At 60.7% G+C, this 23,007-nt stretch carries 23 protein-coding genes; 12 read left to right on the top strand and 11 right to left on the bottom strand.

Going from position 1 to position 23,007, the window contains the following annotated elements; genetic code table 11:
* Nucleotides 1-40 precede the first annotated feature (40 nt).
* From AUC43_RS11565 to trpS, 5 genes are all read left to right on the top strand, one after another.
* Complete coding sequence (locus AUC43_RS11565; RefSeq protein ID WP_046246220.1) at nucleotides 41-415, top strand: STAS domain-containing protein; 375 nt, start codon at nucleotides 41-43, stop codon at nucleotides 413-415.
* A 70-nt stretch (nucleotides 416-485) separates the two neighbouring features.
* On the top strand, nucleotides 486-1,442 hold the full coding sequence (locus AUC43_RS11560) for a ribonuclease Z (RefSeq protein WP_233253993.1): 957 nt from the start codon (nucleotides 486-488) through the stop codon (nucleotides 1,440-1,442).
* A 111-nt stretch (nucleotides 1,443-1,553) separates the two neighbouring features.
* Nucleotides 1,554-2,300 carry a queuosine precursor transporter gene (locus tag AUC43_RS11555; RefSeq protein WP_068193434.1) on the top strand — a complete coding sequence of 249 codons (747 nt, stop codon included), beginning with the start codon at nucleotides 1,554-1,556 and terminating at the stop codon, nucleotides 2,298-2,300.
* Nucleotides 2,301-2,348: 48 nt separating this feature from the next.
* Nucleotides 2,349-2,948: a hypothetical protein gene (locus tag AUC43_RS11550; RefSeq protein ID WP_068193431.1), complete on the top strand. Its 600-nt coding sequence runs from the start codon at nucleotides 2,349-2,351 to the stop codon at nucleotides 2,946-2,948.
* A gap of 8 nt (nucleotides 2,949-2,956) precedes the next feature.
* Complete coding sequence (trpS, locus tag AUC43_RS11545) at nucleotides 2,957-3,931, top strand: tryptophan--tRNA ligase (RefSeq protein WP_068193427.1); 975 nt, start codon at nucleotides 2,957-2,959, stop codon at nucleotides 3,929-3,931.
* 234 nt (nucleotides 3,932-4,165) lie between these two features.
* Here the strand turns inward: trpS and AUC43_RS11540 are convergent, their stop codons facing one another.
* The 5 genes from AUC43_RS11540 to AUC43_RS11520 form a co-directional block, all read right to left on the bottom strand.
* Entirely contained in the window at nucleotides 4,166-5,077 is a 912-nt protein-coding gene (locus tag AUC43_RS11540; protein WP_233253992.1) for a hypothetical protein, read from the bottom strand.
* 89 nt (nucleotides 5,078-5,166) lie between these two features.
* A complete protein-coding gene (locus AUC43_RS11535; protein WP_082685052.1) occupies nucleotides 5,167-6,381 on the bottom strand; it encodes a CaiB/BaiF CoA transferase family protein in 1,215 nt (404 codons plus the stop codon).
* Between the two features lie 45 nt (nucleotides 6,382-6,426).
* Complete coding sequence (locus AUC43_RS11530; RefSeq protein ID WP_068193424.1) at nucleotides 6,427-7,116, bottom strand: ATP-binding cassette domain-containing protein; 690 nt, start codon at nucleotides 7,114-7,116, stop codon at nucleotides 6,427-6,429.
* Entirely contained in the window at nucleotides 7,113-7,445 is a 333-nt protein-coding gene (locus AUC43_RS20975) for a hypothetical protein (RefSeq protein WP_157781049.1), read from the bottom strand. Before AUC43_RS20975 ends, AUC43_RS11530 begins: the two co-directional genes overlap by 4 nt.
* 43 nt (nucleotides 7,446-7,488) lie before the next feature.
* Nucleotides 7,489-8,229, bottom strand: a complete 741-nt coding sequence (locus AUC43_RS11520; RefSeq protein WP_068193418.1) for a class I SAM-dependent methyltransferase — start codon at nucleotides 8,227-8,229, stop codon at nucleotides 7,489-7,491.
* Nucleotides 8,230-8,575: 346 nt separating this feature from the next.
* On the opposite strand from AUC43_RS11520, the gene AUC43_RS11515 reads away from it, so the two are divergent.
* Nucleotides 8,576-10,267, top strand: a complete 1,692-nt coding sequence (locus AUC43_RS11515) for a DEAD/DEAH box helicase (RefSeq protein WP_068198530.1) — start codon at nucleotides 8,576-8,578, stop codon at nucleotides 10,265-10,267.
* Between the two features lie 114 nt (nucleotides 10,268-10,381).
* Here AUC43_RS11515 and AUC43_RS11510 read toward each other — a convergent pair whose 3' ends face one another.
* From AUC43_RS11510 to argS, 4 genes are all read right to left on the bottom strand, one after another.
* Nucleotides 10,382-11,275, bottom strand: coding sequence for a 1,4-dihydroxy-2-naphthoate polyprenyltransferase (locus tag AUC43_RS11510; protein WP_068193415.1), 894 nt, complete (start codon nucleotides 11,273-11,275; stop codon nucleotides 10,382-10,384).
* Between the two features lie 244 nt (nucleotides 11,276-11,519).
* Entirely contained in the window at nucleotides 11,520-12,026 is a 507-nt protein-coding gene (locus tag AUC43_RS11505; protein WP_227787513.1) for a glutathione peroxidase, read from the bottom strand.
* Nucleotides 12,027-12,181: 155 nt separating this feature from the next.
* On the bottom strand, nucleotides 12,182-12,763 hold the full coding sequence (locus tag AUC43_RS11500) for an LOG family protein (protein WP_068193409.1): 582 nt from the start codon (nucleotides 12,761-12,763) through the stop codon (nucleotides 12,182-12,184).
* A gap of 134 nt (nucleotides 12,764-12,897) precedes the next feature.
* Nucleotides 12,898-14,694, bottom strand: coding sequence for an arginine--tRNA ligase (gene argS, locus AUC43_RS11495; RefSeq protein WP_068193406.1), 1,797 nt, complete (start codon nucleotides 14,692-14,694; stop codon nucleotides 12,898-12,900).
* Nucleotides 14,695-15,207: 513 nt separating this feature from the next.
* On the opposite strand from argS, the gene AUC43_RS11490 reads away from it, so the two are divergent.
* From AUC43_RS11490 to AUC43_RS11480, 3 genes are all read left to right on the top strand, one after another.
* On the top strand, nucleotides 15,208-15,714 hold the full coding sequence (locus tag AUC43_RS11490) for a hypothetical protein (RefSeq protein WP_068193403.1): 507 nt from the start codon (nucleotides 15,208-15,210) through the stop codon (nucleotides 15,712-15,714).
* A 53-nt stretch (nucleotides 15,715-15,767) separates the two neighbouring features.
* Nucleotides 15,768-16,094, top strand: coding sequence for a hypothetical protein (locus AUC43_RS11485; RefSeq protein WP_068193400.1), 327 nt, complete (start codon nucleotides 15,768-15,770; stop codon nucleotides 16,092-16,094).
* Nucleotides 16,095-16,404: 310 nt separating this feature from the next.
* Nucleotides 16,405-17,610 carry an alpha/beta hydrolase family protein gene (locus AUC43_RS11480; RefSeq protein ID WP_233253991.1) on the top strand — a complete coding sequence of 402 codons (1,206 nt, stop codon included), beginning with the start codon at nucleotides 16,405-16,407 and terminating at the stop codon, nucleotides 17,608-17,610.
* Between the two features lie 250 nt (nucleotides 17,611-17,860).
* On the opposite strand, the gene AUC43_RS11475 is transcribed toward AUC43_RS11480, so the two are convergent.
* Nucleotides 17,861-18,835: an arginase gene (locus AUC43_RS11475; RefSeq protein ID WP_068193395.1), complete on the bottom strand. Its 975-nt coding sequence runs from the start codon at nucleotides 18,833-18,835 to the stop codon at nucleotides 17,861-17,863.
* Between the two features lie 326 nt (nucleotides 18,836-19,161).
* Between AUC43_RS11475 and AUC43_RS11470 the strand changes: the two genes are divergently transcribed.
* Nucleotides 19,162-20,556 carry a type III PLP-dependent enzyme domain-containing protein gene (locus tag AUC43_RS11470; RefSeq protein WP_068193392.1) on the top strand — a complete coding sequence of 465 codons (1,395 nt, stop codon included), beginning with the start codon at nucleotides 19,162-19,164 and terminating at the stop codon, nucleotides 20,554-20,556.
* 100 nt (nucleotides 20,557-20,656) lie between these two features.
* Nucleotides 20,657-20,812 carry a hypothetical protein gene (locus AUC43_RS20970; RefSeq protein ID WP_157781048.1) on the top strand — a complete coding sequence of 52 codons (156 nt, stop codon included), beginning with the start codon at nucleotides 20,657-20,659 and terminating at the stop codon, nucleotides 20,810-20,812.
* Between the two features lie 171 nt (nucleotides 20,813-20,983).
* On the opposite strand, the gene AUC43_RS11465 is transcribed toward AUC43_RS20970, so the two are convergent.
* Entirely contained in the window at nucleotides 20,984-21,505 is a 522-nt protein-coding gene (locus AUC43_RS11465; RefSeq protein WP_068193388.1) for a D-glycero-alpha-D-manno-heptose-1,7-bisphosphate 7-phosphatase, read from the bottom strand.
* A gap of 70 nt (nucleotides 21,506-21,575) precedes the next feature.
* Here AUC43_RS11465 and hemG point away from each other — a divergent pair, with 70 nt between their 5' ends.
* Nucleotides 21,576-22,940 carry a protoporphyrinogen oxidase gene (gene hemG / locus AUC43_RS11460; protein WP_068193384.1) on the top strand — a complete coding sequence of 455 codons (1,365 nt, stop codon included), beginning with the start codon at nucleotides 21,576-21,578 and terminating at the stop codon, nucleotides 22,938-22,940.
* Nucleotides 22,941-23,007 lie beyond the last annotated feature (67 nt).

Raw genomic sequence — 23,007 nt, 5'->3', positions numbered from 1 at the left:
TTTACCTTCGCCGTTCTCTTACCCTCCTTGCCTACGCTGTATGAAGTACACGATTGATAAAAAAGAAAGCTACACCATCATCACGATTGAGGAAAAGAAGCTCGACACCACCGTTGCGCCAGACCTCAAATCGGAGTTTGTGAAGCTTAACGCTGAAGGCATTAACAACCTGATTCTCGACCTGACCAACGTAAAATATACGGATTCGTCGGGCCTCAGCTCCATTCTTATCGCCAACCGGTTGTGCAATTCTACCGGCGGCCTGCTGGTGCTCACCGGCTTGCAAGACCACGTGCTCAAGCTCATTACCATCAGCAAGCTGGAGTCGGTGCTGCACATTTTGCCCACCGTGGAAGAAGGCATCGACCGGGTTTTTCTGCACGCCATCGAGCGCGACCTCACGGACAAGGAATAGGCTAAAGTTACCAGTGGTTGGTTGTCAGTTGTCAGTTTGTTGAAGCTGGCAACCGGCAACCAACTTTTTATTGCCCCTTGCCCACCGCCACCTATCAACTGACAACGAATTCGCCTTGACTTTTGAGCTGAAGATTTTGGGCTCCGCCTCCGCTACGCCGGTCCTGGCCCGCCACCCCACGGCGCAGGTGCTCACGGTGGGCGCGAATAGCTACCTGATTGATTGCGGCGAGGGCACCCAGTGGCAGATGCTGGAGCACCGCGTGCGGCCCCATCAGCTGCGGGCTATTTTCATTTCGCACCTCCACGGCGACCATTACTTCGGGCTATTTGGCTTGCTGGGCACCATGCACCTGCAGGGCCGGACCCAGCCGCTGCAAATCATCGGCCCGCCCGGCCTCGACGAGGTGCTCACCGCGCAGGCTCGGGTTTCCAACATGCAGATGGGCTTCACGATGGAGTTTATCCCCGTGGATACCGAGGCGCATGCCGTGGTGTACGAAGACGCGCTTATCACCGTGGCGTCGCTGCCCATGCGCCACCGTATTCCATGCGCCGGCTACCTTTTTGCCGAGAAGCCCCGCCGCGCCAACCTGCTGAAGGACAAGCTGCCTGCCGGGCTCCGCCCCGAGCAACTAGCGCGCCTGGCGCAGGGCGAAGACCTGGCCGCCGATGAGCACCAGCCAGGCCTGCGCCACGCCGACGTAGCCGGCCGCCCGCCCACCCCGCGCCGCTACGCGTTCTTCTCCGACACGCTGTACACGCCCGCCCTCGCCGACCTCATCCGCGGGGCCGACCTGCTCTACCACGAAGCCACCTTTCTGGAAGACCTGAAGGAGCGCGCCGCCCAAACCCACCACAGCACCGCCCGACAGGCCGCGCAGCTCGCCCACGATGCCGGGGTGAAACACCTGCTGCTGGGCCATTTCTCGAGTCGCTACAAAGCCCTGGAGCCGCTGCTGCACGAGGCGCAGCCGGTGTTCCCCACCGCCCAGCTGGCCACCGAGGGCCTGGTGGTTTCTCTTTAAATTAAGAATTAACAATTAAACAAGAAAACCGCCGCCTGCCGAAGAAAGCGGCTGAAGTGGATGAAGGGCATTTTTAATTTTTAATTCATAATTTTTAATTCCCTTCCCAACATGAGTCCTTTCGCCCACAAAAAGCAGCAGTTGTACCTGGTCCTCAGCGGCATTTTTCTGGTGAATGCGCTGCTGGCCGAAATTATTGGCGTCAAGATATTTTCGGCCGATAAGCTCATGGGCCTGCCCGGCAACCTTACCGCGGGAGTGCTCATCTGGCCGGCCGTGTTTGTCACCACCGACATCATCAACGAGTACTTTGGCAAAGCCGGCGTGCTGCGCATCAGCTACCTCACGGTGGTGCTCATCCTGTTTGCGTTTGGCGTTATTTTCCTCACCACCAAGCTGCCGCCGGCCGATTTTTGGCTCGATGTAAATAAGACCGACAACCTCGGCCGGCCCTTCAACATCGACTTTGCCTACAAGAGTATTTTCCGGCAGGGCCTGGGCATTATCACCGGTTCCATCGTGGCGTTTGCGGTGGGCCAGGTGCTCGATGCCACTATTTTTACGGCCATTCGCAAGGCTACCGGGGGCCGATTTGTGTGGCTGCGCGCTACGGGCTCCACGCTGATTTCGCAGCTGGTCGACTCTTTTGTGGTGCTGTATGTGGCCTTCTACCTGTTCGGCAACTGGTCGCTGAGCCAAGTGCTGAGCGTGGCCAACACCAACTATTGGTACAAGTTCGCGGCCGCCATTCTGCTCACCCCCGTGCTCTACCTCGCCCACTTTCTCATTGACCGCTACCTGGGCCCGGAAGAAACCGCCGAGCTGCAGGAAGAGGCTGTGGAAAACGTCAGCGTTTGATGCACAGCCCTTAGCTACTCTATTTCTATTTTGCTATTTATTCGTCCGTTGATTATCGTGCTTGCGCTGGTCTGGCTGCTGCCGAGCTTAGCCCGAGCCCAGTTTAATTTTGCGCCCGGTACCTACCAGCTGGCTAATGGCGCTACGGGTACGGCTTCGCTCAGGCTGGTCCTGGCCGTAGGCGGCAGCCCAACCGTGGTAGTGGGAGTAAAAAACGGCCGGGAGCGTAAGTTTCGCAGCAACGAAATCACCCCCTTTACCATCGATGGCCATCGGTTTGTGCAAGCGGCCAACTTCCGCTTTCGCAGCGGCGACGACGCCGGCTTCCAGGACCCGGCTTTCCTGGAGATAGTGGAAACCGGAAAAGTTGAGCTGTTTTATTACCACTACCAGGTCACGATGGGGCCCAACTTTCAGGCCCACGTGAAGCTGCCCGTGCTGCGCAAGCCCGGCACCACCACGTTCTTTGCCTACAGCCCCGGCCGTACCCCGGGTTTCGACTCTAAACTAGCTCCCGGTACTTTTGTGGCGGCGCTCTTCCCCGCCGACCCGGTGCTGCAGCGGCAATTTGCCACCAACGGCATCAGCCGGGCTCAACTCGCTGCCGCCGTGCACGCCTACAACCAAGGCGTGCGTTTCACTCCCTAATCCCTCACATGTCCCGCATTCTTACCGGCATCCAAAGCACTGGCCGCCCGCATTTGGGCAATCTGCTCGGCGCCATCCTGCCTGCCATCGAACTGTCGAAAAACCCGGCCAACGACTCGCTCTACTTCATCGCCGACCTGCACTCGCTTACGACCGTGCGCGACCCGGAGCTGCTGCGCCAGAACACCTACGCGGTGGCCGCCGCTTGGCTGGCCTGCGGGTTCGACACCGAGAAGAACCTATTCTATCGGCAGTCCGACGTACCGCAGGTGACCGAGCTGACCTGGTACCTGAGCTGCTTCACGCCGTACCCGATGCTGGCCAACGCCCACTCGTTCAAGGACAAATCGGATAAATTATCGGATGTGAACGCCGGCCTGTTCACCTACCCGGTGCTGATGGCGGCCGACATCCTGCTCTACGACGCCGAGATTGTGCCCGTGGGCAAAGACCAGATTCAGCACCTGGAAATAGCCCGCGACATTGCCGCCACCTTCAACGCCCGCTACGGCGAGACGCTGGTGCTGCCCCAGGCGCGCGTCGATACCGATCTGATGACCATCCCCGGAACCGATGGTGCCAAGATGAGCAAAAGCTACGGCAACATCATCGACGTTTTCGCCCCTGACAAAGAACTGCTAAAAGCGGTGAAGACGATTATTTCGGACAGCACGCCGCTGGAAGCGCCTAAAAACCCGGACACCGATACCACTTTCAAACTCTATTCGCTGCTGGCCACCCCCGAAGAAACGGCCACCCTGCGCGCCAACTACGAAGCGGGCGGCTACGGCTACGGCCACGCCAAAAAGGAGCTGTACGAGCTGATTCTCCGCCGCTTTGCTACGGAACGCGAGCAATTCAACTTCTACATGAACAACCTGCCCGAACTCGATGCCAAGCTGGCGGTGGGTGCGCGCCGCGCCCAGGAATACGGTGCCGACGTGCTGGCCCGGGTGCGGCAGAAAGTGGGGTACGGGCGGTAGGCATAATGACGAGTTTAAACTGTCATTGCGAGGACGCAGGACGAAGCAATCCGTCCTGTCAATCCCAGACACTTTCTAAAGCGACAAGCCCCGGTACTGCGCAGTACCGGGGCTTGTCGCTTTAGAAAGCATTTGTCACAATTCGGGGTTGGTCGCTGAGACCAGAACGGATTGCCGCGCTGCGCTCGCAATGACAGACGGGACTTCGCCTAACTCATAAGCAAAGCCCAAAAACTAATATTCCTGCTGGTTCGAGAAGCTAAAGCCTACTTTGCTGCCACGGCTCACCTGCTGGTTTTCCAGCTTTTGCTTGACGTTGATTTTCTGAATCTCGGCCAGTGGCGGCGCAATCAGGTCATTGTTGACGGCGGCAATCATGGCGCTTTCTACGAAGAGGCGCATCATATCGGGGGTAATTGGGTTGTCTGACATGTCGTTGTCGGGCAGTTCCAGTTGCTGTACCCCTTCCAGGAAATAGTGGTTGTTGATGTTGACCAGTAGGCGGCCCACGAGGTAGCCGGGGTCGTTCATGCGCTGGTACTTGATGCTGTCGGCCATGAAGTTGTAGGCCATGATATGGCCGAAGAAGCGCCGCCGGAAGTCCTGGTTCACGTAGGCGCTGGACATGGGCCCGTAGTCGTCGGGAAAGGTGACGATGTTGGAGTGCATGATAAATATCAGCAAGTCGCCCGAAAACCGGATGTGAAACTCCATCTCGTTGATGGGCCGGTACTCAATCATCACGCTCGAATCCAGCGGCGTGAGCCGGCGGGTTAGCTCCACTACCAGCTCCTGCGAAGCCAGCCGCAAGCAGTCAAATGCCGCCTGCGTATTGCGAAAAATGGCCTGCTTCGCGGTGGATTTCTGCTTGAGGCCTTCGAAAATTTGGTCGAGGCGGTCGGCGGGCGTTTCAGCTGGCGAGCCGGCTTCGGCAGTGGGGAGGTTGTCGGTAGCGGTTGCCCCGGTGTGGCTGGCATCCAGTGCCGGAGTAGCGTCAGACTTGGCTTTCTTCGCCGAGCCGGATTTGGCGGTCTTTTTCTTGGGCGAAGCTGCCGGGGCCGTGGGTTCGACGGCAGCGGGAGCTACTTTTTCCGTGGTGGTGAATAGCTCGGGCTCGGCGTGCTTTTTGGTGGTTGACTTGGCCATGCGAATAGGAAATAACGCCCTGGAAAACAGCGGCGAAAAGGAACACAACGAAGGTAAGCGCAACCGCTGGGGAAATTTCGACTGGGCGGCTACCCTGCAGGTGGTACGGAAATAAGCGGGGCATTAGTTTCGGGCGTGGCTCCTGCAGCTGAGGCAAAACCGGCGGTCCCGCCTTGCCCAAGCGCGGGCGGCGCGCTCAGCTGGGCCGCCACCGCCCACGCATCGCTGCGGAAGGCCACCGTGCGCAGGCCGGCGCGCATTGCCCCCGCCGCGGGCAGCAGCATAGCCTGGCCCAACGGCTGCTCCAGGGCCTCGCCTACCGTGTGCACAGCCCCGGCTGGCACGGCCAGGCGCGCCAGCTCCGCCAGCAGCTCGTCGCCATTGAGGGCGGCTATGGCCTGGCTGAGCAGGGCTTCGAGCTCGGCGCGGTGGGTTACTCGGGCGGGGTTGGTTTGGAAGCGGGCATCGGTAGCCCAGTTGGGCTGGCCCAATGCGGCGCACAGCTTCCGAAACTGGCCATCGGAGCCCACGGCCAGCACCAAATGGCGGCCATTGGCGGCGCGGTATACCGTGCCGTAGGGCACAATGCTGGGGTGGCTCGAGCCCATGGGCAGCGGGTCGTGCCCGGTTACGAGGTAAGTAGCCGCCATATTAGCCAGGGCCGACAAAGCACTGTCGAGCAAACTCACGTGCACCGAGGCCCCTCGCCCCGTCCTTTCCCGTTGGTACAGCGCGGTGAGCAGCCCTTCCTTGAGCTGGTGGGCGGCCAGCAAATCCACCATGGCCACGGGCATTTTCTGGGGTGGCCGACCGGGCCCCTCGGCGTTGAGGTAGTAGAAACCGGCCTCCGCCTGGAGCACGGCATCGTAGCCGGCGCGCGCATTATCGGGGCCGTAGCCGGTGAGGTGCCCGTAAATCAGCCGCGGGTTTTGCGCGGCTAGCGTGGCGTAATCGGCCTGCAGCTTCTCGGCATCGCCGGGCTTGTAGCTGGCCAGCACGATGTCGGCTTGGGCTGCAAGGTGCTGCAGCACGGCTTGGCCGTCTGCGGTGGTCAGGCCAAGTACCAACGACTGCTTGCCCCAATTGGAAGCCGCGAAATAGGCCGAAACTGACGCCTCCAAAGCGGTGCTGGGAGTGGCTGTTTCGGCCGCCGTTTTCCAGGTGCGCGTGACGTCGCCGGCGGGGCTTTCCACCTTCAATACTTCGGCCCCCAGCTCTGCGAAAAACTGCCCCACCTGCGGGCCCGCCAGTACGGAAGCCAGCTCAAGAACGCGGAGGCCGGCGAAAGGAAGTTGATTATTCATGAGTTCACAAAATAAGCGGCCGTAAAACCTCCCCAGCAGGTGGCGCTAATGGGCCAGATAGCCGTAGTCCCGCAGTTCCTCCCTCACGTCGCCTTCCAGCTTGAGCAAGCGGCCTCGGTGCAGCAAATAAACCACATCGCAAAGCGGCAGCACTTCGGCGTAGCGGTGGTCGGTTATGAGCAGGCCCTTGCGCTGCTTGAGGCGCTGCATCTCGTCGGCCAGGGTTTCTACGTGCACGGGCATCACGCCGGAAAATGGCTCGTCGAACAGCGAGAAAGCCGTGTCGGCGTGGAGCAACAGCAGGGTTTGCAGCAGGCGCGCCGAACCGCCCGACAATTCGCCGGCGCGGCAATCGAACTGGGCCCGTAGCGCGGGGAAGCTGGCGGTGGCTTTCTCCAGGTCGACCCCCAGCAGGCGGGCGGCTTGGCGCAGCGGTAAGGAGGGCGGCAGCAGTGGCTCCTGCGGCAGGTAGTTTACCAGTCCCGGCCGGTGGAAAGCCGGCACCACGCGCAGGCCGTTCACGCGTACTGACGCATCGGCCACGGCACGGGCCCCGAAAATAGTTTGAAGCAAAACCGATTTGCCGCTGCCATTGCGGCCCAACAAGCCCACAATCTGGCCGGTTTGCACGCGCAAGTAAATATTGGCCAGCACCTGCCGCGCCCCAAACGCCACCCGAATGCCGTCGGCTTCCAGCACCTGCGGGCCCGCCGGGTTCCAGGTCGCGGCCCTCACGCCAAGCTGGCCCGCATGGCCAGTGCGCCCCCCAGAAAAACGAGCCCATCCAGCGCCACCACGCTGCTCCACAAGCGCCGGCGCGACATGCCCAGGTTGAAATAGAACCAATACTGGTTGGGCCGCAGCTGCTCGGAGAGGTACCATACCACCGGCGCTGTGGCCAGTTTGGTGAGCAGCAGGCCGGGCAGCAAGCCCTCGCTCCAGCCCTCCTGCAATGCCGGCAGCAGCACGGCCAATAGTATCAGGCCCGACAGGCCCAACATGAAAGGCGCCACCGTCCGATAAAACAGCAGCAAGGCTCGAGCGTGGGTAGCCAGTAGGGTCATAACATGGTCTTCCGTGAGGCACACCAACGCGGTCCACCGCAGATTATTCTATTCGCCCAGCCCGCGCAAAAACAGGAAATACCACCTCCCGCTCGCCGGCCCCCCACCGCTGCGTTACTTCCTCCGCAATCAGCGTCACAGCGTCTTCGCCATGCGCTTGCTGGTACTTGGCCACGCTGGACCACGTGCCCAAGTAGTGCAAAAACCACTCGGCCGACCACTGCCGCTGCACCGCAAAATGCGCCCGCTGCACCCGGGCAAAAGGAAAGGGAATGCGCGCGTACTCATCGTCGATGTGCCAGCGGTTGGCATCCCAATACGGGCCCATGGTGTCGCGGTAAAAATGCGCCACGAGGGCGTCGATTTCCGGGCATATTTGCACCAGGCCGTAGCCCCACTCGGCCAGCACGGCGCCGGGCCGGGCCACGCGGCGCACCTCCCGGTGGTAGGCCTCGGCCTCGAACCAATGCACGGCCTGCGCCACCGTGATGAGGTCGAACCGCTGGGCGGGAAAGGGCGTGTGCTCGGCGCGGGCGGTTTGGTAATGGAGGTTGGGCCGCGGGGGTGCCTGGGCTAATTGCTTTTCGCTCAAGTCAGTGGCATCGACCCGCACGAAGGAGTCGGCCAGCACGGCGGCTACCTGGCCGTTGCCGGTGGCGCAGTCCCAGGCGCGCTCGCGGGCCGCTACCTGGGGCAGGAGCCACTCGTAGAGCGCGGCCGGATAGTCGATGCGGTAGCGGGCATAGTCGGCGGCTTGGGCTGAAAAACGGTCGAGGGCGGGCATGGGGTAAATGTAGAGACGCCGGATTTGGCAGCGCCGAAGAACATTGGTTTAAAAGAACGGTCCTGCTGAGCGGAGCCGAAGCATCTCTACCGCGCAGGTAATTCCAATCAAAAGAGGTGGTGACACGGTAGAGATGCTTCGGCTCCGCTCAGCATGACCGGCTGGTGGGATGGGCAAGATAACCCTCTCTGAAATTGCTCTCGACTGTGCCCTATCTTTACACCAAATCAAGCGGTTTGCTGGCCCAAGCACCAAGGTCAGCCCAATATTTCAACCCCAAATAAGCTGAACCTTGACGTTTCACGAATTTAAACTCCACGACGACCTGCTGGCGGGCATCGACGCCATGAATTACCAGCAGGCCACCCCAGTTCAGGAGCAGGCCATTCCCAAAATTCTCGAAGGCAAAGACCTGATTGCCTGCGCCCAAACCGGCACCGGCAAAACTGCTGCTTACCTGCTACCGCTGCTCGACAAGATTTCGCACGCCAAGCACGGCCACACCACCACCCTCATTCTGGTGCCCACCCGCGAGCTGGCCACCCAGATTGACGAGCAGGTGATGGGCTTCGGCTACTACGTGGAAGCCAGCAGCATCGCCATCTACGGCGGCGGCAAATCCGAGAACTGGGAGCAGCAGAAGCGCGCCCTCACCTCGGGGGCCGACATCATCATCGCCACGCCCGGCCGCCTCATTGCCCACCTGCAAATGGGCTACGTGAAGTTCGACCAAATCAAGTACCTGGTGCTGGACGAGGCCGACAAGATGATGGATATGGGCTTCTCCGATGACATCTTCAACATCGTGCGCCAGTTGCCCAAGGAGCGCCAGACTCTGCTGTTCTCGGCCACCATGCCGACCAAAATCCGCGACTTCTCGCAGCAGATTCTCAAGAACCCTGAGGAAATCCGGCTCGCGGTTTCGAAGCCGGCCGCCGGCATCGACCAGCAGATGTACATGGCCTTCGACCGTCAGAAAATCTACGTGCTCGAGCACATCATCAAAACCCAGGACGTGCAGAGCATGGTGCTCTTTACGAGCCAGAAAGCGGCCGTGGGCGGCATCGTGAAGGCCGTAAACAAGCTGGGCATCGAAGCCCGGGGTATCAGCTCCGACCGTACCCAGGAAGAGCGCGAGGAAATCATGCGCGCCTTCAAAAACAAGCAGTTCCCCATCCTCGTGGCCACCGACGTGCTGAGCCGCGGCATCGATATCGACTCGTTGAGCCACGTGGTGAACTACGACATTCCGCGCGCCGCCGAGGACTACGTTCACCGGATTGGTCGTACCGCCAGAGCCGCTACCAAAGGCACGGCCATCACCTTCATATCCGACCAGGACCAGGACCGGGTCGTTAAGATTGAAAAGCTCATCGAGCGTGACCTTGAGAAGCGCAGCATCACCGAGGAGCTGGGCCTGGGCCCGGCCCCGGAGTTTGACCCCAAGCGCTTTGCCGGCCTGGGTGGTAAAATTGGCGGCCGCCCCGAACGCGGTGGCCGGAGTGGCGGCAGCGGCGGAGCTCGCAGCGGCGGCTTTGGTGGTGGAGGCTCCCGCGAGGGCGGCCCGCGCCGCGAAGGTAGCGGCGGCCGCGACGGCGCTCGTGACGGTGGCCGCCCGCCCCGCCGCGACGCGCCCGACCCCAAAGACCCCAAGCACATGGAGCGCATGGCCAACGCCAAAAATGCCCTCGCGGCCCTCGATGCCGGCCACGCGCCCACCGTGCCTTACCAGCGCCCGCCCCGCCCCGAAGGCGAAGCTCGCCCGCCGCGGGAGCCGCGCACCCCTCGCCCCGAGGGGGAGCAGCGCCCACCCCGTGAGCCCCGCGCTCCACGCCCCGAGGGGGAGCAGCGGCCGCCCCGTGAGCCACGCCCGGAAGGCGAAGCTCGTGCTCCCCGCGCAGAAGGCGAATCGCAGGAACCCCGCGCCGAAGGCGAGCGCCGCCGGAGCCGCGGCGGCCGCAACCGCAAGCGCGGTCCCAAGCCCGAAGGCAACGGCGAGGTAGCTGCTCCAGCTGCGCCAGCCCCTACTGCCGAGTAAGTTTTAGCTCAATAAAAAAGCCCCGCTGTGTAGCACAGCGGGGCTTTTTTGTGGGTGCTATTTGACATTTCAGATTCTCACAACACTGAGTAATGCAGCAGCTTGAGCATCAGCTTAAACCACCTGCCCCACGCCAAATAGTACCGTGAAAACAAGCGTGCTCAGAGCCATTTGCTTGAGCAGCGGGTCAATTTGCATGGAGTCCTGCCGCTGCCACACCTGCATGGCGTTGAAGACAAACAGCGGCGTGCTCAGCGCAAACAGCCACTGCCACGGCGAATGATAAGTAAGCGCCACAAACACGGTGGCGCAGCCCAGGCCCAAGAGCAGCAGCAGCCAGTGGTAGCGGCGCGCACGGGCCGGGCCGAGCCGTACCGGAATGGTGATTTTGCCGGCCAGCACATCGGAGTGGATGTCGCGGATGTTGTTCACGTTGAGCACGGCCGTGGCAAAGCAGCCCAGCGCCGCGGCGGGCAGCAGTATCTGCATCGGCAGCGCCCGCACTTGCAGGAAATAGGTGCCGCACACGCCCACCAACCCAAAGAATAGAAACACCGAAATGTCGCCAAACCCCGCGTAGCCATAGGGATTGGAGCCGGCCGTGTAGTTCACCGCCGCCCAAATGGCCGCCAGTCCCAGCGCCAGAAACCCGAGGAACAAGCCAAACCCGGCCGCCCCGAGGGCTACCCACAGCAAGCCAAAGCCACTGGCCAACGCCAGGAGCCCACAAATGACAATGCCGCGCTTCATCTGCGCTGGGGTGATGGCGCCGCTCTGCACGGCCCGCTGCGGGCCTTGGCGGTGCACGCTGTCGGCCCCGTTTTGGGAGTCGCCGTAGTCGTTGGCCAGGTTGCTCAGCACTTGCAGCAGGATGGTGGTGAGGGCCGCCAGCCCAACCACCAAGCCGTTGAAATGGCCCGCAGCGGCCGCCAGAAAGCCACCCGTGAGAATGCTGGCCAAAGCCAGCGGCAGGGTACGGGGGCGGAATGCAGATATCCAAGGTGACATGAACGGGCGGGGCAAGCAGGAAAAACGAAACCGGAACAGAAGCAAAAGAACGTCATACGAAGCTAGCCGAGGCCTCTATACCGCGCCTCTTGTCATGCAGAGCGCAGCGAAGCATCTTCTCACGCCACAACGATTCGTTCCTCGGCGATAAGATGCTTCGCTGCGCTCTGCATGACAAATGGCGCGGGCAAGTTGCTACGCGGCGCTCCGAATGACGTTCTGAAAAATTCAGAAAATGAAAACGCTACTTCATAATGTCGGCCAGAAGCTCGGGGCTCAGGGGCTTCACATCTGATTTGTAGAATTTCACCACATGCCCGTTCTGGTCGACCAGGTACTTGCAGAAGTTCCAGCTGGGGGCGCTGTCTACGGCGCCGTTCTGGGTCTTGTCGGCCAGGAACTTGTAGAGTGGGGCCGTGTCGTCGCCCTTCACCGATACCTTGCTGAATAAGGGGAAGGTCACGCCGTAGTTTTTCTCGCAGAAGGTGGCAATCTGGGCTTCGGTGCCGGGCTCCTGGCCGCCGAAGTTGTTGGCGGGGAAACCCAGCACGGTCACCTTGTCGCCGTGCTTTTTGTAGAGCTCTTCCAGTTCCTTGTACTGCGGCGTGTAGCCACACTCCGAAGCGGTGTTTACAATCAGGAGCTTTTTGCCTTTAAACTGGCTCAATTTCACGTCTTTGCCGTCGATGGATTTCACGGTGAAATCGTACACGGACTTCGGGGCGGCTACGGTTTCAGAAGAGTTGCTCATGGAAGTGGGTTGGGCTGGTTTTGCTGCGATGAAAGCTACTGCTGCGGCTGCGGTGGCCAGCATGAGAAGAGTGGACTTTTTCATTGATTAGAGCGGCGGGATTCATTCGCCGCCTGCATAACTCTTGGTAAGCCAGTAGGGTTTTCGGCGCCGGATTAGGTGGTGGGCGGGGTGAGCCACTTTTCGAGCTGCACCGGCTGGTAGGCCGCCAGCTGGGTCAGCAGGGCCACGGGGTCGGGCGACTGCAGGAGTTGGGTGCGGTTTTCGGCGCGCAGCAGCTCGTCGTCGCGCATGCGGTCGAGGGCCAGCAATAGGTGGTCGTAGTAGCCGTCTACATTCAGCAGCGCCACCGGCTTGCGGTGCAGGCCGAGCTGGCCCCAGGTCAGGACCTCAAACAGCTCTTCGAGCGTGCCGTAGCCGCCGGGCATGGCGATGAAGGCATCGGCGCGGTCGGCCATCAGCAGCTTGCGCTCGTGCATGCTTTTCACCACGTGCAGCTCGGTGCAGCCCAGGTGGGCCAGCTCCTTATCGGCCAGGAAATCAGGAATAACCCCCACTACTTCACCGCCGTGGGCTAGCACCGCATCGGCAATAGTGCCCATCAGCCCAACTCGCCCGCCGCCGTACACTAGCGTGAGGCCCTGGGCCACCATGGCAGCCCCGAGGGCTTGGGCCTGGGCAATGTAGAGTGGGTTGGTTCCGGCGCTGGAACCGCAGTAAACGGCAATGCTTTTCATTATCTGGTTAAATAGAACGGCTGTAGAGACGCGACACTTCGCGTCTCCGCGTTGCTGATGTTGTTATGGCTGTGTGGTATTGGTCGTTCAACCGGGAGACGCGAAGTGTCGCGTCTCTACAGCCGTTCGAACAATTACATGCGCTCGGGCACCTGCATGCCCAGCAGGCCCAGCGACACCTTTATCTGCTCGCCTACGCGGGCCGACAGCGCCACCCGCAGGCTGCGCTTGGCCACGTCGGTTTCCTGGAAAATGGAGACCTCGGCGTAGAAGCGGTTGTAGGCTTTGGCCAAATCGTAGGCGTATTGGGCTACCACGGCCGGCGACAGGTTGCGGGCGGCATCGGCCACCACGGCGGGGTAGCGGGCCAGCTCCTGCACCAGCTCGCGCTCGGTGCCGTCGAGGCTGGCGATGCTGCTCCAGTCGGCCGCTTCGCTGATGCCCAACTCGGCCGCTTTGCGGCGGATGGCGGCGATGCGGGCGTGCGAATACTGGATGAACGGCCCCGTGTGCCCTTCTAGGCTCACCGACTCTTCGGGGTTGAAGAGCATGCGCTTCTTGGGGTCTACTTTCAGCAGGTAGTACTTCAGCGCGCCCAGGCCCAGCATGTGGTAGAGTTCTTCCAGCTCAACATCGTTCAGGCCTTCGGTTTTGCCTTTTTCGAGGGTGGCGGCTTTGGCGGCGGCCACTACGTCGCGCACCAGCTCATCGGCATCCACCACGGTGCCTTCGCGGGACTTCATCTTACCCGAGGGCAAATCCACCATGCCGTAGCTCAGGTGATGAATGGCCTCGGCGTAGGGCTTGCCCAGCTTGCGCAGGGTGGCTTCCAGCACCTGCATGTGGTAGTTCTGCTCGTCGGCGATGACGTAGATGCTGCTATCGTAGCCGAAATCCTGGTACTTAAGCTCGGCCGTGCCCAGGTCCTGGGTGATGTAGACGCTGGTGCCGTCGGCGCGCAGCAGGAGCTTTTCGTCGAGGCCCTCGGCTTGCAGGTCAACCCACACCGAGCCGTTTTCTTTCTTGAAGAATACGCCTTTGCTGAGGCCCTCTTCTACCCGCTCCTTGCCCAGCAGGTAGGTTTCGGACTCGTAGTAATACTGGTCAAAATCGACGCCGATGTTCTTATAGGTTTCGTCGAAGCCTTCGTACACCCAGCCGTTCATCTGGCTCCAGAGGGCTTTCACCTCGGGGTCGCCGGCTTCCCAGGCCTGCAGCATCTGCTGGGCCTCGGTCATGAGGGGAGCTTGCTTTTTGGCAATGTCGGTGGTCACGCCTTCGGCTTCGAGCTGCTTGATTTCCTCGCGGTAGTGCTTCTCAAACAGCACGTAGTACTTGCCGGCGAGGTGGTCGCCCTTCATGCCCGCGCTCTGGGGGGTTTCGCCCTGGCCGAAGTGCCGGTAGGCAATCATCGACTTGCAGATGTGGATGCCACGGTCGTTCACCAGGTTGGCTTTGGTGACGGTGGCACCAGTGGCTTTCAGAATCTCGGCCACCGAGTAGCCCAGGAAGTTGTTGCGCAAATGGCCCAGGTGCAGGGGCTTGTTGGTGTTGGGCGAGGAGTATTCGACCACCACGCGGCGTGGGGCGTCGGGCAGGTTCACCGGTGCCTCGGCGGGCTGCGCGCGCAGCTGGTTGAATACTGTCAGCCACTCCGAATCGGCAACTTCGAGGTTCAGGAAGCCTTTCACCACGTTGTAGCCGCTCACGCGGGGCTCGTTGGTTTTCAGCCACTCGCCCAGCGCTTGGCCGATTTGCTCCGGGCCTTTGCCGAAGGCTTTGGTTAGCGGGAACGTGACGAGGGTGAAGCTGCCGGCAAACTCCTTGCGCGTGGGCTGAAGCGTGAGGCTGGCGGCGGGGATTTCTACGCCAAAAACAGCCTGAGCGGCGGTTTGCAAGGCGGTTTTGAGGGACTGTTCGAGTTGTTGCACGAGGCAAAGGTACGGGCTGGCGTTAACCTCATCCTCTGCCCGCCTCGCCAAAAAAGTGGGTCCCCAATTCCGGTTCTATCCGCTAACTGCTGGCCCGCGGACGCTGGACTAGCGTTGGCCGGATGAAAAACCCGCCGAAACTTGCAGCAACAGAAAGCCCCGTTAGTGTCTAGCGGGGCTTTTTGTTGCTTCACTAATTCAGTTCAGAAAACTCATATACGAACGTAATCCCCTAATCTTTAATCAGTAAACGAGTTTCTTAAACTTGAGCCTACCTGTTAAGGTCTATTTCTGGCCCGTGTAGAATCAGTTAGCACTTTAGATTAAAAGTTTACTGGAAGGAGGGTCTAATTGGGCTGCACGCTTTAGGAAGAGGCTCTGCAGCGTATTTCGCTCCTCACGCCATGTCATCACAGGCCATACAGGGGTGGCTATTTTGAGGACGAGCTGGTTGGCACGTTTCAAGGGAATAGGTGAGGCTGTACCTTCGAGCCCTACCAATAGCTTACAAGAATGCCCACACTTACCGAGCAACTCGCCAACTTCAAACAGGCCCAGCATGCCCTTTACACCCACTTGGGGGTTTCTCGGCGAAATGCTAAAGGCCAGCACATTTCCGTTCCCCAACTGCGCTATACCCACGGCAGCGGTAACCAAGACATTCCCACGGCCTATCCTGAGGTGCTTGATTATCGGGGAAAAGAATGGCGGGCAAGCGAAACCGCAGGCAACAGTGATGAAGAAATTCACATCATGATTGACAGTTCGCAGGACTGGACCCCAAATAACACGATACGCTTTAGCATCCTTTCTATATGGGATACTGAAGAGGAAGGCGGTACGGTGTTCGTGGCTGCCAATCACTTGCTCAAAGCTGACGAGATGCACTACGAACACAGTGATTCCGTCGAGAGCGTAGAAGCAGGAACTAACTTCTACGGCGACACCTGCCTGCTTATCCTTAACCCGCGTTTAGGTGAATCGCTTCTAGAAGATTATCATGAGTACACGCGGAAGTAGTAGTTGAAAAAAGCACCACATTATAGAGCAACTAAAGAGGGTTACTTTCGTGTATGGGTGCTAAACACGTGTGCTTCGCTTGCCGCAAAGCGGTAAATGTGTCTTATGCCGCCACGGGCCCGGTGCGGTGCACGGACTGTGGGGCCGAACTCGTGGTGCTGCCCCATCGGTTTCGGCCGCCCAAAAAACGGGAAGCCGAGGAGTGGGCCGCCGCGCAGTACCTCGTCGAGCAAGGCTTCTGGTACCAACACCTTAATCCTGACGATTTTCCGGATTGGACCAGCGGAGGATATGGAAATCACGTGAGCTACCCGAAAAATCTGCGGGTAGCCAAAGAGTTTGTCGAGGCGTACCGCGCACACAAACGCAAGAACTTATGAGTACTCCGTGTTCAGCCAAACGGTAAAACTTCTATACTAACTTTTCACAAGTTAAACTGCTCAGCAAAACGACAACCACTAAAAAGCCCCGCCAGCTACTGGCAGGGCTTTTTGTTTCTTCAGCGACTTAGGTGGCAGGCTTGGGGTCGGGTCGCATTAGCTGAGGGGAACTTACCGCTGGCAGCCGTTTAGCGCGCAATGCCAACCAGCGGCACAGCGGCCAATCTGCCATCAGGTACTGACCAGTCACCGGAACGTCGACGCCGCGAAGCAATGTTGGGCATGAATTCTTGCTCTAATTCTTCGCCACGTGCTGCTATCCCGTTTTTCCTTCTCTTCCAAATACCGTTTTCTGTGGCTGTTCGTGGCGCTTGTTGCCTCTCCGGCCTGCAAGAACACAGCTCCCGAGCCTGCCGCCGCAGCCCCCACCGCCGAGGCCCCGGTCCTGACCGGCAGCACGCTGATAGGCGAGTATAGCGCCGCCACCCTGGGCAGCCGCGTGCAGGGCGTGCCACTGGCCGGCAGCCTGGTGCGCTACCCCATTCGGGTGTACCGCCTCACCTACCACACCCGCACGCCCGAGGGCACTGAGACCACTGCCTCCGGGGCGGTGCTGGTGCCGGTGGCTACCATGACCCTGCCGGTGCTCAGCTACCAGCACGGCACGCTGGCGCCCAGCAGCGAAGGCCAAGCCCCCTCCTACTACGCCACCGGCAGCGACGTATGGTCGGTGGTGTCGGTGCTGGCCTCGACGGGCTACGTGGTCTCGGCCCCCGACTACCTGGGCTACGGCGCTTCCAAAAGCCTGCCCCACCCCTACGAGCAAGCTGCCTCGCTGGCCTCCGCTTCGGCCGACATGCTGCGGGCCGCCCACGAATTCTGCCAGCAGCAGAAAGTGACCCTGAACCAGAAGAATTTCCTGCTGGGCTACTCCGAGGGCGGCTACGCGACCATGGCGCTGCACAAGCTGCTGGAAGAGAAATACGCCACAACCCTGCCCGTGACGGCCAGCGCGCCCGGCGCGGGCGCCTACCACAAGTCTGCTTTTGCCCGCTACATTCTCAGCGCCACGCAGCCGCTCAGCTTCCTGAGCACCTACGTGTGGGTACTGTGTACCTACGACCGCATTTATGCCCTAAACCGGCCGCTGTCGTTCTACTACCAGGAGCCCTACGCCACCCAGCTGCAAGCCGACCCGTTTGCCGCCGTGCCCAGCCAGCAAGCCCAGCTGTTCACCCCCGCCTTCCGCCAGGCCGTGCTCAATAATTCCGATGCGCCGCTCGCCGCCACCCTCACCGCCAACGACATCTACGACTGGCAGCCCCGCGCCCCGCTGGCGCTGTTCCACGGCACCGCCGATGACTACGTGCCCTTCTTCAACTCGCAGGACGCCTACGATGCTATGCAAAAGCGCGGCGCCACCCAAGTTGAGTTGCATCCCATTGCCGGCGGCAACCACTTCTCCTCGACCACGGAGTACACGCTGGGCGCTTATGCGTTTATCAGCAAGTACTGATTTTACTACCGGCTGTGTATGCTGTTGGCCGCTGCTGGCCGCAGTTTAGCGCAGCGTAACTGCTGGCCGATGGGTGAGGCGAGTTTGCAACTCGCCGTTGAAGCAAGCGGCCCGGCTCCGCATCGTGGCTTTGCCGCCGTGAGTCGCAGACTCACCTCACCCATCGGCCAGCAGTTACGCTGCGCTAAACTGCGGCCAGCGTCCACGGCCAGCGTCCGCCGGCGCCCAGTTCGGCCAGCCGCCTTACGCCTTACCGGCTCACCACCTCATCCAGGCGCAGGCGCTGCTCAATGGCCTCAGTAGCGGCTTCCAGGATGTTGAAGGCATTCTTAGCCATGGTGTTCTCGCTGTCGAGTGTGGGGTTGATTTCCACCATCTCGAAGCACACCACCCGGTCGTTTTCGAGCAGGGCGCGGCACAGGGCAATGGCTTCGGGCACGTCGAGGCCCAGCTCAACGGGCGTGCCGGTGCCCTTGCTGAAGCGCGAATCCAGGGAGTCTACGTCGAAGGAAATGTAGACCATATCGCAGAAGCGCAGCTGTTCGTAAATCTCGCGGGCTACCTGGCGCGGGCCTTTGGCGCGGAACTCGTCCAGTTTGAAGTTCTTGATGCCCAGCTGGTCGATGATGGCATTTTCCTGCTCCTCGGTATCGCGCACCACCACGTACACCAGGTGGTTGGGCGTGAGCTTGGGGCCGGGCTCGCCCAGGTCCTTGAGGCGGCGCCAGAAGAACTCGGTTTCGGGGTCGGGCTGGTTGCGCTGGTGCGAGAGGTTGTCCTGTCCCAGGGCGGCGGCCAGCGGCATGCCGTGCACGTTGCCGCTGGGCGTAGTGTAGGGCGAGTGGATGTCGGCGTGCGCGTCTATCCAGACCACGCCGAGGGTTTTGTGCGGGTAGGTGGCCTTGATGCCGGCAATGGTGGCATTGGCGCTGCTGTGGTCGCCGGCCAGCACCAGCGGGAATTCGCCAAAGCGCAGCGTTTGCTCCACGGCGTTGGCAATGCCTTTTTGCACGGTGTAGATGGCGTCGATGTGCTTGGCAAACGGGAACGGGTTCTTGTCGAACAGCACGTGGTTCAGGTCCGGCACCACCACGGAGTTGAAGCGGCGGAAATAATCGGAGCCTTTGTTGAGGCAGGCCACGCGCAGGGCGTCGATGCCCATGCTGGCGCCGCGCGTACCAGCCCCCAGCTCGGAGCGGACTTCCAGTAATTTGATGCGTTTCATCGGGTGGGAATTTGGGTAGGACATGGGGCATCGTTCCAAGGGGATTCATTATACAATTATCATTCATCAATCAACAGTCGTTCAGTCCGTTAGGAGTGTATGCGCTTGTTAATTGTTAACTGATAATTGTTAAATGAAAAAACCTTCGAGCGCTGCCTTGCGGTAGAGTAGCTCTACCGTAGCCAAGTCGCTATCATTCCATCGTCACGATGCGAGGCGGGACAGCGGTAGAACAACGGATTGTTCCCACTACTTCCCAACCTCGGCGGTACTTTTGACCCGCCGACTGCAAAGGTCGGGTTTTCCCGCCGCATTCAAAAACCCGAATGGATACGTACCACGACCTCATCTCCCAAACCTTCGATTTTCCCACGGCCGATTTCACCGTCCAGGACCACGAGCTCCGCTTCCATGACATCGACCTGATGGCCCTGGTGGAGAAATACGGCACCCCGCTCCGCCTCACGTACCTGCCCAAAATCAGCTCCCAGATCCAGCGGGCCAAGCAATGGTTTGCCGACGCCATTGCCCAAACCAACTACCAGGGCTCGTATTCCTACGCCTACTGCACCAAGTCGTCGCACTTCCGCTTCGTACTGGAAGAAGCCCTGAAAAACGACATCCACCTCGAAACCTCATCGTGGTTCGATATCAGCATCATCCGCAACCTGCATGCCCAGGGCAAGGTCGACAAGCAGAAGCACATCATCTGCAACGGCTTCAAGCCCGAGGCCTACAAAAAGGAAATTGCCGACCTGATTAACGACGGGTTTGTGAACTGCATGCCGATTATCGATGCGCCGAACGAAATCGAGTACTACCACGACCACGTGCGCGAGAAGGTGAACCTGGGCATGCGCCTGGCCTCCGACGAGGAGCCTCGCTTCCAGTTCTACACCTCGCGCCTGGGCATCCGTTACGCCGACGCCATCCCGCTCTACGAGAAGCGCATCAAGGAAGACCCGCGCTTCGAGCTCACCATGCTGCACTACTTCATCAACACCGGCATCAAGGACACGTCCTATTACTGGTCCGAGTTGAGCCGCTTTGTGCACAAGTACTGCGAGCTGCGCAAAGTGTGCCCCACGCTGGCCACCATTGATATTGGCGGCGGCTTCCCCATCCAGACCAGCATCCAGCCCGAGTACGACTACCCCTACATGGTGGCCGAAATTCTGCGCACCATTCAGCGCATCTGCAAGGAAGAAGGTGTGCCCGAGCCCAACATTTTTACGGAGTTCGGCATCTTCACCGTGGGCGAAAGCGGGGCCACCATTTACTCCATCCTGGACGAGAAGCTGCAGAACGACAAGGAGCTGTGGTACATGATTGACGGCTCGTTCATCACGAACCTGCCCGACACCTGGGCGCTTAACCAGCGCTTTATCATGCTCGCGGTTAACGGCTGGGAAAGAGGCTACAAACGGCTGCAGCTCGGCGGCCTCACCTGCGACTCGCAGGACTACTACAACGCCGAAAAGCACATCTACCAGGTGTTCTTGCCCGAGCGCAAGCCCACCGACGCGCAGCCGCTCTACGTGGGCTTCTTCCACACCGGCGCCTACCAGGAAAGCCTGAGCGGCTACGGCGGCATCAAGCATTGCCTCATCCCCGCGCCGCAGCACGTCATCCTCGACCGCGCGCCCGACGGCACGCTTATTGACACGGTGTTTGCGCCGCAGCAGGAAGCCGCCAGCATGATGAAAATTCTGGGATACTAATAATGCAATTTCTGCGCTGGTATTTTTTCTTAAAATATAGGTGTAGCTCCTTATCTTTGAGGCTGAACCCCGTCTCCCCTCACCCGTTTTCTTTATAATTATGAAAAAGCTCGTTCTGCTCGCTGCCGGTTTTGCGGCCCTTTCGCTCGGCGCTTGCAACCGCCAGGTTTGCCCCGCTTACAGCAGCACCAAAGCAGCTAAGCCCGTTTCCGCGCCCATCACGGCCAGCACCGCTACGCCTGCCGAACGCCAGTAGTAATTGAGCTGGATTGCATAAAAAGACCGGCCTCCCCCAAACGGGAGGCCGGTCTTTTTATGTCCAGCGGCAGAACTGTAGGAACGCGCCTTGGCGCGTTCGGCAGCAGAATAATCCGGGCGAAATCGCCCATTGGCACTGTTCAACGATTGAACGCGCCAAGGCGCGTTCCTACATTTTTGCCCCCAGAATAATATCCGTGGCGGCCTGCAAATCCGCGACGCGGGGCGTGAAATCTACCAATTCGGTGTGGCCCACCATAATGCCGCGCACACCGATTTTCTCGCCTGCTTCCATATCCCGGTACCGGTCGCCCACAATCCAGCACTGCGACACGTCGAGGTTGAACCGGGCCACGGCTTTTTCGAACATGCCCGAATCGGGCTTGCGCATGATGGAGTCGCTCACGCTGGGGTGCGCATCGCTGAAATAGAGGGCGTCGAGGGCGTGGTTGCAGGCCGCCTGCAGCTTGGTGTGGCAGTCGAGCACGTCGGCGGCGGTGTAGAGCTTTTTGGCAATGCCGGCCTGGTTGGTCACCACCACAAGGTAGTAGCCGGCTGCCTTCAGGCGGGCCAGGCTTTCGGGCACGCCGGGGCTCACCACGAAGTCGTCCAGCTTCCAGACGTAGTCGCCGATTTCGTCGTTCAGGACGCCGTCGCGGTCCAGAAACACAGCTTTGTTCTTTGTTTTCATTGGCGCAAAGCTACGGGCCAACCGCAGGACTGCCCGGCTAACTTTGCAGCCCAATTCGCGCAAGCTCCATATGAAAATTGCCATCATCGGCGGCGGCATCAGCGGCCTCACCCTGGCCTGGTACCTGCAGCAGGCCGGCGTGGCCTACGACTTGTTCGAAGCCGATGCCCGGCCCGGCGGCGACCTGCTCAGCCAGCACACGCCTGAGGGCTACCTCCTCGAAGCCGGCCCCAATTCCCTACAGCTGAGCACCGAGCTGGAAGAGCTGCTGGCTGACCTCGGCCTCAGCGACCAGATACAGGACAGCGCGGCCGTGAGCAAACACCGCTTTGTGCTGCGCGGCGGGCGCTACCGCCAGCTGCCCGGCTCGCCCCCCACCCTGCTCACCAACGGCTTTTTTAGCCTGAAAGCCAAGTGGCAGCTGCTGCAGGAGCTGCGCCAGCCCGCGGCCCAGCCCAACGCCCACGAAACCGTTGCCCACTTTTTCCGCCGCCGCTTCGGCCCCGAAATCGTGGACTATGCCGTAAACCCCTTCATGGCCGGCATCTACGCCGGCGACCCCGAGCGCCTGCTGCTGCACAAAACCTTTCCCCAGCTCGCCGCCCTGGAGCAGGAATACGGCTCGGTGCTGCGCGGCCTGACCAAGACGGGCAAGGGCGCGGCGCGCCGGCGCATCGTCACGCTCCGAGCCGGCGTGCAAACCCTGACCGATACGCTCGCGGCCCGGCTCACTCATTACCATGCCAATACGGCGATTACCGGCGTAACTCGCCTCGCCGATGGCAGCTATCAGCTCCAGCTCAACTCTTCAGCAGCCGCTCCTGGCTACACGCACCTGGCGCTGGCTCTGCCCGCTTTTGCGGCGGCCGCCCTCCTGCAGCCGCTATTCCCGAAGGAAGCCGCGGCTTTGGCGGCCGTACAGTACCCGCCCATGAGCGTCGTTTTCTCGGCGTACGACCGCGCAACCGTGGCGCACCCGCTCAACGGCTTCGGGGCGCTGCACCCCAAGGTGGAAGGCACCTACGCGGCCGGCTCCATCTGGACCAGCTCCATTTACCCGGAGCGGGTGCCGGCCGGGCAGGTCCTGTTTACCACGTTTGTGGGGGGTGCGCAGTACGAGGCCGCTGCCAACCAAGCCGAGGGGGCCCAGAAAGCCGCCGTACACGCCGAATTGAGCCGTTTTTACGGCATCACGGCCGCCCCGCGCTGGCAGGGCCGCTACTTTTGGCCCCGCAGCATTCCGCAATTCGACGAGCACATTGTAGGAGCCCACGCGGCCGCTTTGGCCTTGGAACCCGAGCACATTCTCGCCGTGGCCAATTGGCGCGCCGGGGTAAGCGTGCCGGATTGCGTGCGCCATGCCCGGCGCGTAGCCGGGGCTTTAGCCGCTTCAAACCAGGTGATTCCTGCCGTGGATTTGCCGCGACAAGCATAGGAATATTACGATTTATCCGCTAAATAGCACCTTGGGAATCAGCACGGCCATGCAGCTTCGTGCGGGC

The sequence above is a fragment of the Hymenobacter sedentarius genome (assembly GCF_001507645.1).
GTDB classification, from domain to species: Bacteria; Bacteroidota; Bacteroidia; order Cytophagales; family Hymenobacteraceae; genus Hymenobacter; species Hymenobacter sedentarius.
This window is presented reverse-complemented; position numbering and strand designations above follow the sequence as displayed.

Excerpts from the sequence above, each read along its gene's own strand:
- AUC43_RS11465 (WP_068193388.1), bottom strand. The coding sequence starts at position 21,505 with ATGAAAACAAAGAACAAAGCTGTGTTTCTGGACCGCGACGGCGTCCTG.
- AUC43_RS20975 (WP_157781049.1), bottom strand. The coding sequence starts at position 7,445 with ATGACCCTACTGGCTACCCACGCTCGAGCCTTGCTGCTGTTTTATCGG.
- AUC43_RS11535 (WP_082685052.1), bottom strand. The coding sequence starts at position 6,381 with ATGAATAATCAACTTCCTTTCGCCGGCCTCCGCGTTCTTGAGCTGGCT.
- AUC43_RS11565 (WP_046246220.1), top strand. The coding sequence starts at position 41 with ATGAAGTACACGATTGATAAAAAAGAAAGCTACACCATCATCACGATT.
- AUC43_RS20970 (WP_157781048.1), top strand. The coding sequence starts at position 20,657 with ATGAAAAAGCTCGTTCTGCTCGCTGCCGGTTTTGCGGCCCTTTCGCTC.
- AUC43_RS11555 (WP_068193434.1), top strand. The coding sequence starts at position 1,554 with ATGAGTCCTTTCGCCCACAAAAAGCAGCAGTTGTACCTGGTCCTCAGC.
- AUC43_RS11505 (WP_227787513.1), bottom strand. The coding sequence starts at position 12,026 with ATGAGCAACTCTTCTGAAACCGTAGCCGCCCCGAAGTCCGTGTACGAT.
- AUC43_RS11475 (WP_068193395.1), bottom strand. The coding sequence starts at position 18,835 with ATGAAACGCATCAAATTACTGGAAGTCCGCTCCGAGCTGGGGGCTGGT.
- AUC43_RS11490 (WP_068193403.1), top strand. The coding sequence starts at position 15,208 with ATGCCCACACTTACCGAGCAACTCGCCAACTTCAAACAGGCCCAGCAT.
- AUC43_RS11510 (WP_068193415.1), bottom strand. The coding sequence starts at position 11,275 with ATGTCACCTTGGATATCTGCATTCCGCCCCCGTACCCTGCCGCTGGCT.
- hemG (WP_068193384.1), top strand. The coding sequence starts at position 21,576 with ATGAAAATTGCCATCATCGGCGGCGGCATCAGCGGCCTCACCCTGGCC.
- AUC43_RS11470 (WP_068193392.1), top strand. The coding sequence starts at position 19,162 with ATGGATACGTACCACGACCTCATCTCCCAAACCTTCGATTTTCCCACG.
- AUC43_RS11485 (WP_068193400.1), top strand. The coding sequence starts at position 15,768 with ATGGGTGCTAAACACGTGTGCTTCGCTTGCCGCAAAGCGGTAAATGTG.
- AUC43_RS11520 (WP_068193418.1), bottom strand. The coding sequence starts at position 8,229 with ATGCCCGCCCTCGACCGTTTTTCAGCCCAAGCCGCCGACTATGCCCGC.
- AUC43_RS11500 (WP_068193409.1), bottom strand. The coding sequence starts at position 12,763 with ATGAAAAGCATTGCCGTTTACTGCGGTTCCAGCGCCGGAACCAACCCA.
- AUC43_RS11515 (WP_068198530.1), top strand. The coding sequence starts at position 8,576 with ATGAATTACCAGCAGGCCACCCCAGTTCAGGAGCAGGCCATTCCCAAA.
- AUC43_RS11540 (WP_233253992.1), bottom strand. The coding sequence starts at position 5,077 with ATGGCCAAGTCAACCACCAAAAAGCACGCCGAGCCCGAGCTATTCACC.
- trpS (WP_068193427.1), top strand. The coding sequence starts at position 2,957 with ATGTCCCGCATTCTTACCGGCATCCAAAGCACTGGCCGCCCGCATTTG.